Origin of the sequence: Sphingomonas zeicaulis (genome assembly GCF_050433225.1) — a bacterium.
In the GTDB taxonomy this organism is placed as follows: domain Bacteria; phylum Pseudomonadota; class Alphaproteobacteria; order Sphingomonadales; family Sphingomonadaceae; genus Sphingomonas_D; species Sphingomonas_D zeicaulis.
This window is the reverse complement of the sequence record NZ_JBNPXQ010000005.1, coordinates 94,706-111,403: the sequence shown is the minus strand read 5'-3', so window position 1 is coordinate 111,403 and position 16,698 is coordinate 94,706. Positions and strand designations below refer to the sequence as shown.

10 protein-coding genes are annotated in these 16,698 nt (G+C 64.9%); 8 read left to right on the top strand and 2 right to left on the bottom strand.

What is annotated here, in order from left to right:
• The first annotated feature begins 8 nt into the window (after positions 1–8).
• From dld to FHS96_RS17460, 4 genes are all read left to right on the top strand, one after another.
• Positions 9–1,730, top strand: coding sequence for a D-lactate dehydrogenase (gene dld, locus FHS96_RS17475; RefSeq protein ID WP_429594368.1), 1,722 nt, complete (start codon positions 9–11; stop codon positions 1,728–1,730).
• Between the two features lie 267 nt (positions 1,731–1,997).
• A complete protein-coding gene (locus FHS96_RS17470) occupies positions 1,998–2,855 on the top strand; it encodes an outer membrane protein (RefSeq protein ID WP_429594365.1) in 858 nt (285 codons plus the stop codon).
• A gap of 104 nt (positions 2,856–2,959) precedes the next feature.
• Complete coding sequence (locus FHS96_RS17465; RefSeq protein WP_429594362.1) at positions 2,960–3,223, top strand: GlsB/YeaQ/YmgE family stress response membrane protein; 264 nt, start codon at positions 2,960–2,962, stop codon at positions 3,221–3,223.
• A gap of 85 nt (positions 3,224–3,308) precedes the next feature.
• The gene (locus tag FHS96_RS17460; protein WP_429594360.1) at positions 3,309–4,664 is read left to right on the top strand and encodes a L,D-transpeptidase family protein; all 1,356 of its coding nucleotides are present in this window, start codon (positions 3,309–3,311) and stop codon (positions 4,662–4,664) included.
• A gap of 18 nt (positions 4,665–4,682) precedes the next feature.
• On the opposite strand, the gene FHS96_RS17455 is transcribed toward FHS96_RS17460, so the two are convergent.
• The gene (locus FHS96_RS17455) at positions 4,683–5,774 is read right to left on the bottom strand and encodes a glycoside hydrolase family 130 protein (RefSeq protein ID WP_429594357.1); all 1,092 of its coding nucleotides are present in this window, start codon (positions 5,772–5,774) and stop codon (positions 4,683–4,685) included.
• An 87-nt stretch (positions 5,775–5,861) separates the two neighbouring features.
• On the opposite strand from FHS96_RS17455, the gene FHS96_RS17450 reads away from it, so the two are divergent.
• The 4 genes from FHS96_RS17450 to FHS96_RS17435 all read left to right on the top strand — a co-directional run bounded on the left by FHS96_RS17450 (position 5,862) and on the right by FHS96_RS17435 (position 12,545).
• Entirely contained in the window at positions 5,862–8,087 is a 2,226-nt protein-coding gene (locus FHS96_RS17450; protein WP_429594355.1) for a hypothetical protein, read from the top strand.
• Between the two features lie 79 nt (positions 8,088–8,166).
• Positions 8,167–10,776 carry a TonB-dependent receptor gene (locus FHS96_RS17445; protein WP_429594352.1) on the top strand — a complete coding sequence of 870 codons (2,610 nt, stop codon included), beginning with the start codon at positions 8,167–8,169 and terminating at the stop codon, positions 10,774–10,776.
• A complete protein-coding gene (locus FHS96_RS17440; RefSeq protein ID WP_429594349.1) occupies positions 10,757–11,128 on the top strand; it encodes a hypothetical protein in 372 nt (123 codons plus the stop codon). Before FHS96_RS17445 ends, FHS96_RS17440 begins: the two co-directional genes overlap by 20 nt.
• Positions 11,129–11,183: 55 nt before the next feature.
• The gene (locus tag FHS96_RS17435; RefSeq protein ID WP_429594346.1) at positions 11,184–12,545 is read left to right on the top strand and encodes a glycoside hydrolase family 140 protein; all 1,362 of its coding nucleotides are present in this window, start codon (positions 11,184–11,186) and stop codon (positions 12,543–12,545) included.
• Positions 12,546–12,652: 107 nt separating this feature from the next.
• Here FHS96_RS17435 and FHS96_RS17430 read toward each other — a convergent pair whose 3' ends face one another.
• Positions 12,653–16,693, bottom strand: a complete 4,041-nt coding sequence (locus tag FHS96_RS17430) for a glycosyl hydrolase (RefSeq protein ID WP_429594344.1) — start codon at positions 16,691–16,693, stop codon at positions 12,653–12,655.
• Between the last annotated feature and the right edge of the window lie 5 nt (positions 16,694–16,698).

Here is a 16,698-nt window from a genome sequence, read left to right as displayed (position 1 = left end):
GGACGCGGATGCCGCCGCAAACGGCGCGGCAGCCGGCCGCCCCTGATCAGCCCTCTTTCGTCGAGCAACTCCGCGCGACCATCGGCCGCGACCGCGTGGTGACCGGCGCAACCCGTACGCGCCGTTATCGGATGGGATTCCGCTTCGGCGAAGGGGCAGCGCTTGCGGTCGTGCGGCCGCGCAGCCTGGTCGAGATGTGGCGCGCGCTGCAGCTTTGCATCGCGCATGATAAGATCGTGATCATGCAGGCCGCAAATACCGGCCTGACCGGCGGATCGACGCCGTCCGGCGACGATTATGACCGCGACGTGGTGATCATCAGCACCACCGCCATGTCGAAGATCCACGTCATAGACGAGGGACGGCAGGTGATCTGCCTGGCGGGTGCTACGCTCTATGAACTGGAAGCCGCGCTGAGGCCCTATGGGCGCGAACCCCATTCGGTGATCGGATCGTCCTGCATCGGCGCTTCGGTGCTGGGCGGAGTGTGCAACAACAGCGGCGGCGCGCTCGTCCGTCGCGGGCCGGCATTCACGGAACTGGCGCTGTTCGCGCAACGGCAGGCGGATGGTGCGCTGCGGCTGGTCAATCATCTCGGCGTCGATCTGGGCATCGGTGCCGAGGAGATGCTGGCGCGGCTCGACAGCGGCGCCTTCGCTGCGGCGGACATCGTGGGCGGTGCCGGCCGCGCATCCGACCATGATTATGCCACGCGCGTGAGGGACATCGCCGCCGACACGCCGGCGCGGTTCAACGCCGATCCGCAATGCCTGTTCGAGGCATCGGGCAGCGCGGGCAAGCTGGCGGTGTTCGCGGTGCGGCTGGATACCTTTCCAAAGGATGCGGACAGTCGCGTCTTCTACATCGGCACCAACGATCCGGCCGAACTCGGCGCGATCCGCCGCGCGATGCTGGAGCGGTTTGCCGAACTGCCGATCGCCGCAGAATATATGCACCGTGACTGCTTCGATATCGCCGAGGACTATGGGAAAAGCACTTTCCTTGCGATCAACTTGCTGGGCACCGAGCGGCTGCCCATGCTCTACGCGGTCGGCGCGAAGCTGGGTGCGATCGCAAACCGCATCGGCATCGGCGCGGACCGGCTGGGGCCGCGCCTGATCCACGGTCTTGCCCGCCTGTTGCCACGGCACCTGCCCCGCCGTCTCACCGACTATCGCGACCGCTATGAGCATCACCTGATCCTGCGCATGGGCGGCGCCGGCATCGCCGAGGCGGAAGCCTATCTCGGCACGACCTTCCCCTCGGCCAGCGGTGATTTCTTTACCTGTTCGCCCGCCGAGGGCGAAAAAGCCTTCCTCCACCGCTTCGCTGCGGCTGGCGCCGCGATCCAGTATCGCAAGGTTCACGCCGATGCGGTCGAAGGCATCATCGCGCTCGACATCGCGCTGCCGCGCAACAGCGTGGACTGGGTAGAGGTGCTACCGCCGACGATCGCCGACCAGATCGTCCACAGCCTCTATTATGGCCATTTCTTCTGCCATGTATTTCATCAGGATTATGTGCTGAAGAAGGGGGCCGACCCGCATGCGGTCGAGCATGCGATGCTCGAACTGCTCGACGCGCGCGGCGCGGAATATCCCGCCGAGCATGGCGTAGGGCATTTATACGAGGCGAAGCCGGCCCTCAGGGATTTCTATCGGGAGTTGGACCCCTGTAACAGCTTCAATCCAGGGATTGGACACACTGCACGAAAGGCGCATTGGCAATGATTTGCCGGCGAGCGGAAAAGCACATAACCCCAGCTAACCAATAAAGAGTCAGGAACACGCGGCACCTATCTTTGTTCCCGAAACTCACGCGCCTGTTGCGAAAATATCTCGGCCGGCGGCTTCGGCCTGCCAAAGCTCAAGGAAATCGTGGTAACGGGGTGCAAATAGGCAACACTTTCACTGACATGTTATGCCATAACGCGTTTGGCTCTTGGCTGTCGGGAGTGAATGTGAGAATCGGGCCGTCCCAATCCAAAGGGGACGTAAATGCGTAACATTCTTTTGGCGGCGGTTGCCATGGCAACGCTCGCCTCTCCGGCGCTGGCCCGCGATGGTCAGCCTTATATTGGCATCGAAGGCGGTGCGCTCTTCGGCCAGGATCCGAAGCTGGACGTGCTGATCGATGATGGCGACGACATCATCGGTTATGAAAACGGCGTCATTAATGAGTTCAAGTCGCCCGGCTGGGAAGCCGATGCGATTGCAGGCTATGACTTCGGCCCGGTTCGCGCCGAGGCTGAACTCGGCTACAAGCGGCTGCGGACGAAGAACCTGTTCTTCTCCCCGGCGCTGGCGGGCGATCTGGGCCTTCCGGATGATGGCCCCTATTCGGCCGAGGATGTCGGGCTGTCGCGCAAGACGGAAGTCCTGTCGGCCATGGGCAATGTGCTGCTCGATCTCGGGGACGAGAACGGCTTCAGCATCTATGGCGGCGGTGGCGCGGGCTATGCGCGCGTCAAGATGTTCGGTGACAAGGACAATAGCTGGGCTTGGCAGCTCATTGCCGGCGCGCGCGTCGCGGTCACCGATAGCGTCGATCTCGGCCTGAAGTATCGCTACTTCAACACCGGCAATCTGACGTTTGCAGACCGGCTTGGCGATGTGGGCGTGGGTGCCGAGGGCAAGCTGCGCAGCCACAGCGTGCTGGCCAGCCTGATCTTCAACTTCGGCGGTCGCGAACCCGAGCCGGCTCCGCCGCCTCCCCCGCCGCCGCCCCCTCCCCCGCCGCCGCCGCCTCCCCCGCCGCCGGCAACACAGACCTGCCCGGACGGCACGGTGATCGGCGCCGCCGAAATCTGCCCGGCACCGCCGCCCCCGCCGCCCCCGGCGCCCGAGCGCGGCTGACGCGAGCGGAACGATCAAAGCGAGGGAGGCGCCCGGCGCCTCCCTCGCGCTTCGTTCCGGCGGGTGCTATCCTGTGACGACCATAGTCTGATCGGGAGGAAGATATGGGCTGGATCATCGCCATCATCGTCGGCGGCGTCGCCGGATGGCTGGCAAGCATCGTCATGAACCGCAACGCATCGATGGGCTTCTTCTGGAATGTCGTCGTCGGTTGCGTTGGCTCGGTGATCGGCAATCTGATCGCGAACCAGTTCGGCATCGTCGGCACCGTGCAGCGCTTTTCGCTCACCGGGTTGCTCGTTGCCTTCGTCGGTGCGATCGTGCTGCTGGGCATCGTCAATCTGATCCAGCGCGGGCGGCTGCGCTGAGCCGTGTCCGTACCGCTTGCATGACCGCTCGGCAAAACCCACTCTTCGGGCATGAAGCTGCCGCGGCGCCGCGGCATGATGAGGAATGACCGCGTTGACGACCGTGTTGAAGGCCTTGTTTCCCGCTGCGCTGGTGGCGACCGCATCGCTGGCTGCAGCATCGCCTGCGATCGCGCGCGAGCGCAAGCCGAAAGCCGCGGCGGCGCCCGCGCCAGCACCGGTATCCACCCTGACGGCCACGCTGCCTGCGTTGCCGCAAGCGGCGGCGGTCAACGCCTATTATGATCGCTGGGGCGGCCCGGCCTGGTTCAGCGATGGCGGCCGATCTGTCACGGCACTGACGAAGATCATCCGACGCGGCCAGCTTGACGGGATCGCCGAAGCGCCGAAGTTGGCGACGGAGATCGAACGCGCCGCAGCCGTCGCGGCAAAGGGCAATGCCGCTGACCGGCGCGCCGCCGAGCAGTTCCTGTCCACGACATGGGTGGCCTATGTCGAGGCGATCCGGAAGCCGGTGCAGAACATGATCTACGGCTATCCCGCGCTCGCCCCCAAACAAGCCGGCGCCGACGAGATCCTCGCGGCGGCCGCGGCGGCCCCGTCGCTCGCGACGCACCTGGAAAGCGTCGCTACGGTCAACCCGATCTATGCCGAGCTTCGAGACGCGGCATGGGCAGAGATGGGCGCGAACCCGGCGGCGACGCCGGACGCGCGCATACTGCTCAATCTGGCGCGGCTGCGCTCACTGCCGACGGTCAACCGCTTTGCTCTCGTCAACATCGCGACACAGACGCTGATGATGTACGAGAACGGGCGGCAGGTGGATTCGATGAAGGTCATCGTCGGCACGAAGGAACAGTTGACGCCGATGATCTCGAGCGTGATCTATTACACCACCTTCAATCCCTATTGGAACGTGCCCGATCACCTGATCCGCAAGACAGTGGCGCCCAACATGCTGAAGATGGGCCCGTCCTATCTCAATACGCGCGGTTATCAGGTGATGTCGGATTGGTCGGAAAAGGCCACCGTCGTGCCTGCAAGCGCGGTCGACTGGAAAGCGGTGGTCGCAGGCACGAAGAAGATCCGCGTCCGCCAATTGCCGGGGCCGGGGAACTCGATGGGGAAGCTCAAATTCTCCTTCGCCAACGGCGCGGATATCTTCCTGCACGATACGCCTTCCAAGGGGCTGTTCGCCAAGCCGGATCGCTATCTGAGCAATGGCTGCATCCGGCTGGAGGACGCGCGGCGGTTCGGGCGCTGGCTCTTGCAGAAGGAACCGACGGCGCCCTCGGCGGAACCGGAGCAGTTCGTACAGCTTCCCGCAGGCGTGCCCGTCTACATCACCTATCTCACCGCGCGGGAAGCCAACGGCAAAATCACCTATGCCAACGACATCTATGGCTGGGACGGGCCCCGCCAGCAGATGGTCTCGCGCTGAGCGACGGCCCTTCGGGAATCATTCGAAGGGCCGTGATCGCGCCAGCGAAATCCCCCGCGTCTCGTCCGGCCATTTACCGCTGACCGCGCAATAATAGTGATAGAGGTCGCCGGCGTAGCTGATGATCGCCGGCTTGTGGGCATAGACGCTGTCGACCGTGCCGTGCGCGCCGACGTCGATCAACACCTCGTCCACCTTGGTGAAGCCGGTCAGGCTGTCGCCCAGCGCGAGCAGTTCGCGTGCCTTGCCGTCCTGCCCGAGGCCGAAATAATACATCGCCCACTGCTTGTCCGCCTTCAGCACCACCGGATCGCTGGCGAAGCGATGATCCGGTGCGCCGGGCGGGCCGTTGCGGAGCAGGGGGTTGCCGGGGTGACGGTGCCAGGTCTTGAGGTCGCGCGACCAGGCCATGCCGGTCTGTTCCTTCCACGGCACCGCCTTGGTCTTGGCATTGTAGAAGATGTAGTAGCGGTCGCCTTCCTTCATGATCCACGGCTTGTAGAGGCCGCCCGCTTCCCAGGTTGAATCCGGATCGGGCTGGAGGATCGGCGCTTCGCGCTCCCAGTGGATCAAATCCTCACTCCAGGCGAGGCCGATTACTGCGGGCCCTTCCTCATAGCCGGCGTTGGGATAGGCATGCCATGCGCAGAGATAGCGCCCGTCGACCTTGAGCAGCGCGCCTGGCGAGGTAAGCCCGTTCTCGCGCAGCAGCGAGGAGGTGGCGATGTTCCAGCGCGTGACCGGGTCGTCTGGATTGCGCGGCAGGATCAGCGCGGTGCGCTTCCAATGGATGAGATCGTCGGACTCGGCGAGGCCGGTCTGGTAGCCTTTTCCGTCATAGCCGACGAAGGTCATGAAGAAGCGGCCGTCATGCTTGAAGACGAAGGGCTGATCGACCGCCCGCTCGTCGAACGCTCCCGCATCGCCACTCGCTGCCAGTACCAGCCGACCGATCTTGTGCGGGGTGCGAAAGCGGGAAAGGTTGGCGAGGCGCGCGGCGGCGGCCAGTTCCGGCAGCAGCGTCGACGCAGCGACGCCGCCGAGCGCGCCGATCAGCGTGCGGCGTGACAGGGCAGCGCCGTCGCCCGATGGATAGTGATCCGAACCCATTATCCTCTCCTCCCAAGCCGGCGTCACGCAACCGCTAGACAGCCTGTTGATGATATAATAATATTATAAGGACAAGGGGAGAGGATAATGCATTTTTCACGCTGGGTCGCGGCGTTGCTCGCCAGCGCGTGCCTCACGGGCGCGCACGCACAGATTCCACAACCCGCGCCACCTGAGCTCGTCCCTTATGTCGTCGACCATGCCGGACGCGGACAATCGCAGATCGACATGCGCGGGCTGCTCGACGCGCCTGCCGGCAAGCATGGATTCATCAGCGTACGCGATGGACATTTCGCCTATCCGGATGGACGGCGGTTCCGTTGCTGGGGCGTCAACATCACGGGCTGGGCGCCGGGATCGGCGCTGCTGCCACCGCATGCGGAGGCGGAAATCTTCGCACGCTCGCTCGCCAGCCTCGGCGTCAATTGCGTGCGGCTCCACTTCCTCGACATGCCGCGCAGATCGCGCAAGATCGATGGCGAAGGCGGCAGCGGATCGCGCATCCCCATCACCCAGACGCCCTCGGGGCTGATCGACGACAGCAAGGGCGACAGCCGCCATTTCGATCCCGAACAGGTCGATCGGCTCCATTATTTCTACGCCGAACTCAAGAAAAACGGCATCTATGTCGACTTCAACCTCAATGTCGGGCGGATGTGGCGCGCGGGTGACGGGGTGCCGGATCATGATCTGATCGGCGTCGCCAAGGGCGTGACCTATTTCGGCCCGGAACTGATCGAGCGGCAGAAAGAATATGCCCGCATGCTGCTGGGCATGCGCAACCCTTATACCGGCATGCGCTATGCAGACGATCCGGCGGTGATGATCGTCGAGATCGTCAACGAGAATTCGCTGCTCGAATTCTGGCAGCGTAACTGGCTACGTGGCGAGCGGCAGAAGGGCGCGGAGAATCTGCAGCTCGATCTGCCGCCCCATTATGCCGCGCTGTTGACCCGCCAATATAATGGATGGCTCGCGGCCAACCGCTCCGCCGCCGAAGTGGCCGAGATTCGTCGCGTCGCCGGCGTCGCGGCCGGGGCACCTGTGCCGTTCCTCCGCCGCGGCGATTTCCGCGCTGCGCCCGCGCTGCGCTATCGTGCCGAGATCGGCTTCATCACGTCGGTCGAATATCGCTTCCATGCGGAGATGACGAAGTTCCTGCGCGAGGAACTGGGCGTGAAGGCGGTGATCATGCCCACCGCAGACCACACCTATTTCATCGCCGGCCAGCCGATGATGCGCTCGGGCAGCCGCTTCGACGTAATGGATTCGCACGTCTACTGGCAGCATCCGGCGATCTACGGCAAGCGCAACGAGCCGATGGTCAACAGCCCCGAACTGTCGATCCTCACCAAGTTGGCGCGCACCGCGATGACCGGCAAGGCGTTCACGGTCAGCGAGGTCAACCACCCCTTCCCCGCCGATTATGGCGCCGAGATGATCCCGATCCTCGCCGCCTATGCGGCGTTGCAGGATTGGGACGGGATCTTCTTCTACACGTTCGAGGCGAAGCTCAACGGCGTCGCTACGCCGATGATCGGCGATCATTTCGACATCACCCAAGATCCGGTGAAGATCGCGCAGTTGCCGGTCGGCGCGGCGCTGTTCCTGCGCCACGACGTCGCGCCCGCGCGTCAGGTCGTCGGGCGCGCCTATTCGACCGAGCAGATCGACGAATCCGCGCGGATGCCGCGCGCGGCGATGCCCTATTTTTCGCCGGGCTTCGATCCGCGCCTGCCCCTCGTCCACGGTTCCCGCGTCGCCTGCCTGGACTGCAAGCGGCGGGATGCGCCGCCGCTGCCCGCGGGCGACGTCCTCGCAGCCGATACCGGCGAACTGGTCTGGCGGACAGCGGACGGCAAGGATGGCATCGTCACCATCGACACGCCGCTCAGCCAGGCGCTCGTCGGCTTCCTGCCCGCCAACGCCAAGGTCGTAACGACGCATCTCGGCGCCGACCTTGCCAATCGCTTCGCCGCCATCACCCTGACCGCGCTGGACGGAAAGCCAGTCTACCGGTCAGATACGATGCTGCTGACGCTCACAGGACGCACCCAGAACAGCGGCGCGGAGTGGAACGAGCGGCGGACGATGCTGACCAAATGGGGCACCGCGCCGACGCTGATCGAACCGATCACCGGCTGGGTGACGTTGCGCGACCTCGATGGCGCGCTCGGCGTGTTCGCGATGCCGCTCGACGGTGCGGGCCGGGCGATGGGCCCCGAGCAGCGCGCGCGGATGGTCGAACCCGGCTGGGAGCTTGCGGTCGGCACGCCGGCAACCACCAGCTACCGGCTCCGGATCGTCCGCTGAAGCCGGTTGATTAAACGCGTTTGACCTTTTCACATATTATCATATTATATCCGCATAATATCTCAGGGAGGGTGTTCTGATGACTCGTTCGTTGCGCATGCTGAGTCATGTCGTGTCGGGAATGGCGCTGGCAGCGGCGCTCGCGCCGGCTGCCCATGCGCAGGCCGATTCGCCGGCCGCCGAGGCCGAGCAGCAGGAAATTATCGTCACCGGCATCCGGGCCAGCCTGGAATCCGCGCAGGGCATCAAGCGCAACGCGACGCAGATTGTCGACTCGATCGTTGCGGAAGACATCGGCAAGCTGCCGGACATCAACGTGGCCGAGGCGCTCCAGCGCGTGTCCGGCATCCAGATCGGCCGTGACCGCGGCGAGGGTTCGAGCATCGCGATACGTGGCCTTACCCAGGTGCTGACGACGTTGAACGGCCGCGAGATCTTCACCGCGGGCAATGATCGCACCTTCAACCTGCAGGATCTGCCCGCCGAACTCGTCTCGGGCATCGACGTATACAAGACGCCCTCGGCCAACCTGATCGAAGGCGGCATCGGCGGCGTGATCGACGTGCGCACCCGCCGTCCGCTCGACAGCAAGGAACTGGTGCTCAGCGCTAGCGCCCGCGCCCGTTATTCGGATCTTGTCGACGAGGTGAAGCCGATGGCCTCGTTGCTCGTCAGCAAGTCATGGGATGTGGGTGACGGCGAGTTCGGCATCCTCGTGGCGGGTGCCTATCAGGAACGCGCCTTCGCCACCGACATCGTCAATGTCGGTGCGCCCGCCGCGCGGACCGACATCATTGCGGGCCAGACCGTCGCGACGCCCAACGGCTCTTACCAGCCCGCAATCGCCGGCAATCGCCGCCGCATCGGCATCGACGCGATGATGCAGTACAAGCCGAACCCAGACCTCGAATTCTATGCGCAGTTCGGCTACCAGGATTTCAAGTCGATCCAGGAGCAATTCGGCCTCAACATCCCCACCAACGGCCGCACGCCGATCCCGGGTACCGCAGTGCTGTTCGAAGGCACCAACGACATTCGGTCGATCTCGTATCAGAACGTCAACTTCAACACCTTCGGCGTTGCACGCGATACGTATGACGAGAATTTCCAATATTCCGGCGGCGTGCGCTACGATCGTGACGGCATCCATCTGCATGTCGATGCAAATTATTCCAAGTCGACCAACACGCTGTTCTACTCCGAACTCGCGCTTGCCGGTATTGCGCCGCGCGTGGATCAGGATATTTCCACCGACGTACCGTCGATGCTCATTCGTGGCGTCGATCTCAACAACATCAATTCATACGCGGTCGGATCGCTGACCCGGAACGAGAACCGCTACAAGGGCGAACTCAAGGCGGTGAAGGGCGATCTGACCTTCGACATCGAAAGCCCTTTCCTGACCGGCATGAGCTTCGGCCTGCGCTATGCGGACCGCTCGACCGATTTCGAACCGACCCGATTTTTCGTGACGCGTGGCGGATCGGCGGCACCGTTCGCCGATCTGTTCATCGGCAATCCGCTCGACTCGATGTTCAGCGGCAGCGATGCGATCGACCAGAGCTTCCTCGTTGCCGACTATCGCCGGCTGCGCGGCGATTTCGATGGCGTGCGTCAGACCTTGGGGATCACTACAGCGCCTGCCGTTACCCCGCTTGGCATCTATTCGATCAACGAAGATACGATGGCGGGCTATGCGATGGGCACCTTCGCGATCGAGGGGCCGTTGCGGATCGACGGCAATGCCGGTGTGCGCGTGATCAAAACCAATCTCAACGTCGTCGGCAATCGCGCCCTGTTCACGCAACCCGTTCCGGGTGGGCCGTTCCAGCAGACGGGCTTCGCGCCGGTGAACGTCGACACCAGCTATGTCAGCGTGCTGCCGAGCGCCAACATGCGCATTCGCTTCACCGACGAACTGCAGCTTCGCTTGGCCGCATCGAAGGTGCTGACCCGCCCGTCCTTCGGACAGCTCGCGCCGACGCTGACCCTCGTCCCCGCGCAGCAGACGGGTGGATCGGGCAATCCGGATCTTGATCCTCTGCGTGCAGATCAGCTCGACGCCAGCCTGGAATATTATTTCTCGCGGACCGGCTCCGTCTATGTCGCCGGCTTCTATCGGAAGGTGAAGGGCTTTATCCGCAACGTGACCGGCGACATCGAGGTGATCGACGGCATCGAATATCGGATCTCGCGCCCGACCAACAGCGAGGACGGCAAGATCAAGGGCTTCGAAGTCGGCGGGCAGATGTTTATGGACTTCCTGCCGGGCGCGCTCAGCGGCTTCGGCGTGCAGGCCAACTACACCTTCGTGGACAGCAACACGCCGACCTCGGTCGCCGGGCTGTTCACGCCGCTGCCCAATTTGTCGAAGCACAGCTTCAACACCAGCCTCATTTACGAGAAGGGCCCGATCTCGGCGCGCGTCGCCTATAACTGGCGCGACCGCTTCTATTCCGGCCTTTATTCCAGCGGCGCGATCGCGCTCAACAGCCCTGTCTATCGCAAGGCCTATGGCTGGCTCGATGCTTCGATCAACGTCGACGTGACCGACCAGATCACGCTGACGCTCGAAGGCCAGAACCTGACCCGCGCGAAGACCGACACTTACTACACCGTGCCCACCCGGCGCGGCAATCTTGAGCAGGATGACATCCAGGTCCTGGCCGGTGTCCGCTTCACGCTCTGACGACCTCCCCCCTGGTCCCCGCGGTGCTGCCGCGGGGACTTTCTTTCCATCACGGCGTGACATCATCCAGGCAGGGCTCGCCACGGGAATCGCAACGCTCCTGCCGGCCGCTGCGCATGCCGAAAACGCGGAGTCCTATCGCACCCCGCACAAGCTCGGTCGCCCGATCCTCGAGAAATTCGGGGGAGCGAGAGCGTTCGATTCCGAGTTCGTCAATGCGCCGCTCGTTTTTCGCGGCCGCGACCGCTTCTACATGGCGCATTATGGCTATGCCGGGATGGGCTACCAGACCGAACTGGCTGAAGCCGACGACCTGATTAACTGGCGCAAGCGCGGGCTGTGCGGAAGGTGACGGGAGAGAGTGTGTTGCTGGTGGGATCGGGCCGCGACCGGCTGGAGGCACAGGCGTGAAGCGGACGCTGGTCGTCCTCGCTGCACTGCTGGCCGGCATCAGCCCCGCGGCCGGGCAGTTGCCGCGGCTCACCGTACATCAGGGCGGCCGCTATCTGTCGGCGGAGGGCAAGCCCTTCTTCTGGCTGGGCGATACCGGTTGGCTGCTCCTCGGCCGGCTCGACCGTGACGAGACCGAACATTATCTGCGCACCCGCGCCGAACAGGGCTTCACCGTGATCCAGGTGATGATCCTCCATCACGCCCGCATGACCAACCGCTACGATGCGCCCGCACTGGTCGACGGCGATCCGGCGCGCCCGCGGACGACGCCCGGCGGCGATCCGGCGCAGGCGGGCCAATATGATTATTGGGACCATCTCGACTGGGTCGTCGATCGCGCCGCTGCGCACGGGCTCTATCTGGCGCTGGTGCCGGCCTGGGGCTCGCTCGCCAACCACGGCGATCTCACCGAGGCCAATGCGCCGACCTATGGCCGCTTCCTCGCCGAACGCTATGGCAAGCGCAGCAACATCATCTGGCTGAATGGCGGCGACACGTTCGGCCACAGGAAGACTGCGGTGTGGGAAGAGCTCGGCAGCACGATCAAGGCCGGCGCGCCCGATCAACTCATGACCTTCCACCCGATCGGCCGCACCGATTCCGCCTGGACCTTCCATGACGCGCGCTGGCTGGACTTCAACATGTTCCAATCAGGCCATCGCAGCTCTGCGCAGCCCGGTTATCGCAACGAGGACAATTGGCGTTTCGTGGCGGAGGATCTGGCGCGGGTGCCACGCAAGCCGACGATCGACGGCGAACCATCCTACGAGAATATTCCGCACGGCCTCGACGATCATGACGGCCCGCGCTGGGGCGCGGACGATGCGCGCCGCTATGCCTATTGGGCGGTGTTCGCCGGCGCCTTCGGCCATACTTATGGCGAGAACAGCGTGATGCAGATGCATGCGCCCGAGCGCTACAAGCGCGGCGCCTATGATGCCCGGCTGCGCTGGGACGCGGCGCTGACAGCGCCGGCCGCGACGCAGATGGTGCATCTGAAGAAACTGATGCTGTCGCGCCCGTTCTTCGACCGCGTGCCTGATCCGTCGATGATTATCGATCCGGGGATAGGGCATGATCGCGTGCTGGCGACGCGCGGCGCGCGCTATGCGATGGCCTATGCCTATAGTGGTCGGCCGTTCCGGATGCGGTTGGGGATATTGGCGGGCGCGCAGGTGCGTGCGGCGTGGTTCGATCCGCGCACCGGGGCGAGCGAAGCGTTCGGTAGCTTCGCCAACAACGGCGAACGGCTCTTTACGCCGCCGGCGGCCGGGGATGACTGGGTGCTGCTGCTTGATGCAGTCGAGAGCGAATGAGCCTGCCCTTTTGCGGCGGGATGGCGGCGCCCGTTCCGGCGTTGCCGGAAGCTCGCTGCGCTCGGCGCCACCCCGCCCCCTCCTCTGAAGAGGCGGGCAAGCTCACTTCATTTCACCGCCATTTCGTCGGCGAACACCAGCCGCACAGGGCCCAGCAGCCCTGAATCCAGCAGCGGTTCGTTCGCGCGGTAGAAATTCCACGTCGAGAAGGTAACGCGCCCGCCTTCGGGCTTCGCCTCGCCGGCCTTGTACCAGTCCGGCAGTTCGGCGATCTTGCGGGCCATCACCGGAGTGCGGCGGTTGTCGTCGGCGGACCAGTCCTCGCCGATCGCCCAGTCGCCTTCGACATATTTGCCTTCCTCGGGGAGCGCGGCGTCGGCGATCATGCGGTTGGCCCAGAGGTTGGTCACCGCCAGCGAGACTTGGTTGGCACCGGGCTTCACGACGTCGGTGATGTCGACGCGATAGGGCTCTTTCCACACCACGCCAAGGTCTTGGCCGTTGACCTTGACACTCGACAGCACCTCGACGCGGCCGAGATCGAGGTAGATCCGCCGGCCCTTGCGGATCAGCGAGCGAGGCACGTCGATCGTCCGGCTGTAAGTCGCGGTGCCGGAAAAGTGGCGGACGCCCGCATCGGCATGGCGGCTGAGCGAGACCAATCGGTTCAGCCGGATGCTGGCCGGCGCACCGCGGCCGGGCTGGAACGTCACATCCCATCCCCCCTTGATGGTCAACGGCGCCGGCACTTTGGCGGTGAAGCCCTGCTTGCCGCTGGTGGTGTAGCGTCCGCTTTCCCACACCAATGCCTTCACACCGCCATCGGCATCGCGCGAGAGTTCGGCCGGCACGGCTGCCGCCTGCGGCGCGGGCGGCCCCGACGCGGCTTCGGCCGCGACCTCGGATGCGGAGAGGGCGCGCGCAACGGTGCGTTGCGGCGTCGCATTGCCCTCGAAGAAATAGGTGACGCCCAAAGCAGCAGGCGCATCTTCGCCACCGGCGTGGACCGTCCGCCCGCTCTTCTTGCCGGTGCGGACCAGCTTGCCATCGAGGTAGAGCTTCGGCGTGCCCCGATCATAAACCAGGGCGACATGCGTCCAGCCCGAAATCGGCGTGTCGCTGACGAGCACCGCCGGCGCCTCGTCCGGCGAGACCCGTTCAATCACGAAGGCGCCGTTGCGGCCCAGCGCGAGGCCGGCGACCGCCGTGCCGTCGCCATATATGTCGCGGCCCGAACGTGCCTCGACCAGATAATTCTTGCCGGTTTCGTTGATCCGCCCCTTGGTCGCTTCGACCGGCATCAGCCGCAGGTCGATGTCCGGCTTTGCCCACAGGCTGATCGTGAAGCTGTCTGCCGGCGCCTTCACTGCCGGCGTGACCGCGGCGAGATCTGCGAAGCGGGTGCCGTCGCGCGCGATCCAGGTTACGCCGTCCGGCACGTCGGGCTGGCGATCGAGCTTGACGAAGGTCGAACCCGCCGGACTGAGCTGGAAGCGCACATCGGTGCCCTCATTGTCGCCATTATAGAGCATTGGGCGCGTGATCGTGCCGGTCTCGGCATCCCAGAGCGAAGGAGCCGCATTGGGCGTGCGGAAGCGACAGGTGACCGTTTCGGCGCGGCGCTGGCGGTTGGCGATGAAATAAATGTCGCCCCCCTCCAGCGTGCGGTGGAGCCAATCGACCTGGCCATCGGGCGTCGCGGTGCGGCAGCGCACATCGGGCGTGACGCCGAGCGCGCCCAGCGCGTCGCCCACGCTCAGGCCGGCGAACACCCGACCTTTGCCGACGGAGCGATCCTTCTCGGTGCCGCCGGACCACAGCGCATCGATGTCGACGCGCCATTGTGCTTCGTCGGTGCTGCCGGCGCGGGTCAGCGCCTTGCCCGGCTTGTCGCCCAACACCGCCATGCCCTGATCGACGAGGCTGCGGACGCGAGCGGCCAGTTCGGGCGTCATGCCCTTCACGCCTTCAGGGATCACCAGCAGGCGATATTCGGCGCCGTTGGGCAGGCGTATGCGGCCGCCCACCACCCGCGCATATTTCAGCAGAACCTCGGCATTGACGTGATCGAAGCTATAGCCGGCGGGCACCTGCGGATCGAAGATCAGCCCGATTTTGGGATTCGCATCGGGGGAGACCTGAGGGCGGATCGCCTCGGACGGGTTTGGGCTGTCCTCCCCGACGAAGTACAGCACGTCGGATACATTCACGCCTTGCCGCAGCATATATTGCGCGCGAGACAGATACTCCATCCAAGGCCTGGACTGCGCGAACCAGGTGTTGGTGCGATCGATGTTGAAGCCCCACGGCCCCATCGTCATCCCCGGCACGGCCTGCGTGTTAGGCTGGTGCGCATAGCGGTGGAAGAAGATCTGGTTGAAGCCCTGTGCGAACATCTGGTCGCCCAATGTCTTCAGCGCATAGGGATAGTCGAGCCAGCGGCTGGTCTGCGCCTCGCCGGTAAAGGCTTCGGCGGCGACGATGTTCTTGCCATAGACGTGCGCGGCGGAGGCGACCATCTTGACGGTGCGGTTGTCGGTCCAGGGCGTGCGCGTCCAGAACTCGGTCATTGGCACCTGCGCGCGGCCCGAAACCTGCAGCGCATCGAACGCGCCGGGGCCATAGCCCTCGACATGCAGCTTCAGCCCGGCCTGATTGGCGCGGTGCTGCATGCGGCCATAATAATTGTCCGCCATCAGATCGGCGAGCGTGCGGCGGAAATCGAACAGGAAGCGGTCCGATGCCTCGCGGTCACCGACGATCCGACCGGTCAGCGCGGGCAGCCAGGGCGTGATCGCATAGCCGTTGCGTTTCTCGAACGCGGCGGGAAGCTCCGCCGTCCAATTCTGCATGCCGGCTTCGAAACTGTCGATCTCGACCATGTCGAACGCCTTGCCGGCATGAACGCCGGCGGCCTTGGCGACGCGGCCCACCGTGCTGTCGAACTGGAAATCGACCGCGCTGGTGCTGAGCTTATCCACCTCGAGCCCGCGCCCGGAATCGGACGCGGCGACATTGAGCTTGCCCGTCGTCGTCTGGCCGAAGCGCATGATCGTCCAGCGTCCGGCCGGTGGGGTCCAGCGCAGCACGCCGTCCGCGGAGAGCTTGTCGGAAATGTCGACGACGCCGGCGGGCGCGATGCCGTATCGCGCCCAGCTTTCCGTGCGCACCGGCGGCTTGGCCGGCAGCAGTTCGAAGCTGTGCTCGGCCTTCAGCCCCCATTGGTCGATGCGCGGTGTGGCGTGGAGGATCGCCTCCGCGAGCTTCACCGTCGTCGGCGGCGTCACGCGGAAATAGCGCGCGGTGACCGCATCGAAATTGAGCACGCCGGGCGATTCAATGCCGCGTTCGACGCCCACCGCGACCTTGCCGATCCGCCGCCAGGTCTGTCCGTCGTCCGAGGCTTCGAGCGTTGCGGAAAAGGGCGGCACCTCCTTCTCGGCATAGAGGGTGATCGCCTGCGCGGTGAAGGGCTGCCGCATCGACACGACCAGCGGCGCCTCCTTCGAGACGGCCACGCTGGAGTGCAGGTCGCGATCCGTGAGCGTGTCCGCGGGCACCGGGCCAGCCGCCTGCATCGCCGAGACCGCGCCGATATAGGCCGCGTCGTCGCCATTGGAGGCCGGGAAGGCGATCAGCTTCGCGTCGCGATAATAGTCCAGCTTGGCATAGGGTTTGGCCAGCTTCACCGTCAGCGGCTTGCCACCGGCGACCGTCGTCTCCGTCCAGACAAGCTGCTGCATCGAGCGTTCGGGCGCGATCCAGGGCCCCCCGCTGGACGACCAGCCCGGCGCATTGTGCAGCCCGACCTTGAGCCCCAGCGTGTCCGCCTTTTCCGCCATATGGCCGATCAGCCCGAGCCATTGCGGGCTGAGATAGTCGATCGGCCCCTTGGGCACGTCGCTGCTGCCGTCGAACATCAGCACGCCGCCCATGCCGGCATCCTTGATTGCGGCGAAATCGGCGTCGATCCCCTCCGCGGTCACATTGCCGTTCATCCAAAAATAGAGCGTGTGCGGCCGCGCCTCGGCGGGCGGGTTGCGGAAAGCCTCCGCATCCGGCCCATCCTTCGCCTGCTGGGCCGGCGCCGATCCGGCCGCCAGCGCCAGCAGCGCGCAACCCGCCGTCCATCGCGTGAAACCCGCCATCATTC

What these genes read in the sequence shown, in the direction of transcription:
- FHS96_RS17460 (WP_429594360.1), top strand. Translation starts at nt 3,309, where the DNA reads ATGACCGCGTTGACGACCGTGTTGAAGGCCTTGTTTCCCGCTGCGCTG.
- FHS96_RS17445 (WP_429594352.1), top strand. Translation starts at nt 8,167, where the DNA reads ATGACTCGTTCGTTGCGCATGCTGAGTCATGTCGTGTCGGGAATGGCG.
- FHS96_RS17455 (WP_429594357.1), bottom strand. Translation starts at nt 5,774, where the DNA reads ATGGGTTCGGATCACTATCCATCGGGCGACGGCGCTGCCCTGTCACGC.
- FHS96_RS17430 (WP_429594344.1), bottom strand. Translation starts at nt 16,693, where the DNA reads ATGGCGGGTTTCACGCGATGGACGGCGGGTTGCGCGCTGCTGGCGCTG.
- FHS96_RS17470 (WP_429594365.1), top strand. Translation starts at nt 1,998, where the DNA reads ATGCGTAACATTCTTTTGGCGGCGGTTGCCATGGCAACGCTCGCCTCT.
- dld (WP_429594368.1), top strand. Translation starts at nt 9, where the DNA reads ATGCCGCCGCAAACGGCGCGGCAGCCGGCCGCCCCTGATCAGCCCTCT.
- FHS96_RS17450 (WP_429594355.1), top strand. Translation starts at nt 5,862, where the DNA reads ATGCATTTTTCACGCTGGGTCGCGGCGTTGCTCGCCAGCGCGTGCCTC.
- FHS96_RS17465 (WP_429594362.1), top strand. Translation starts at nt 2,960, where the DNA reads ATGGGCTGGATCATCGCCATCATCGTCGGCGGCGTCGCCGGATGGCTG.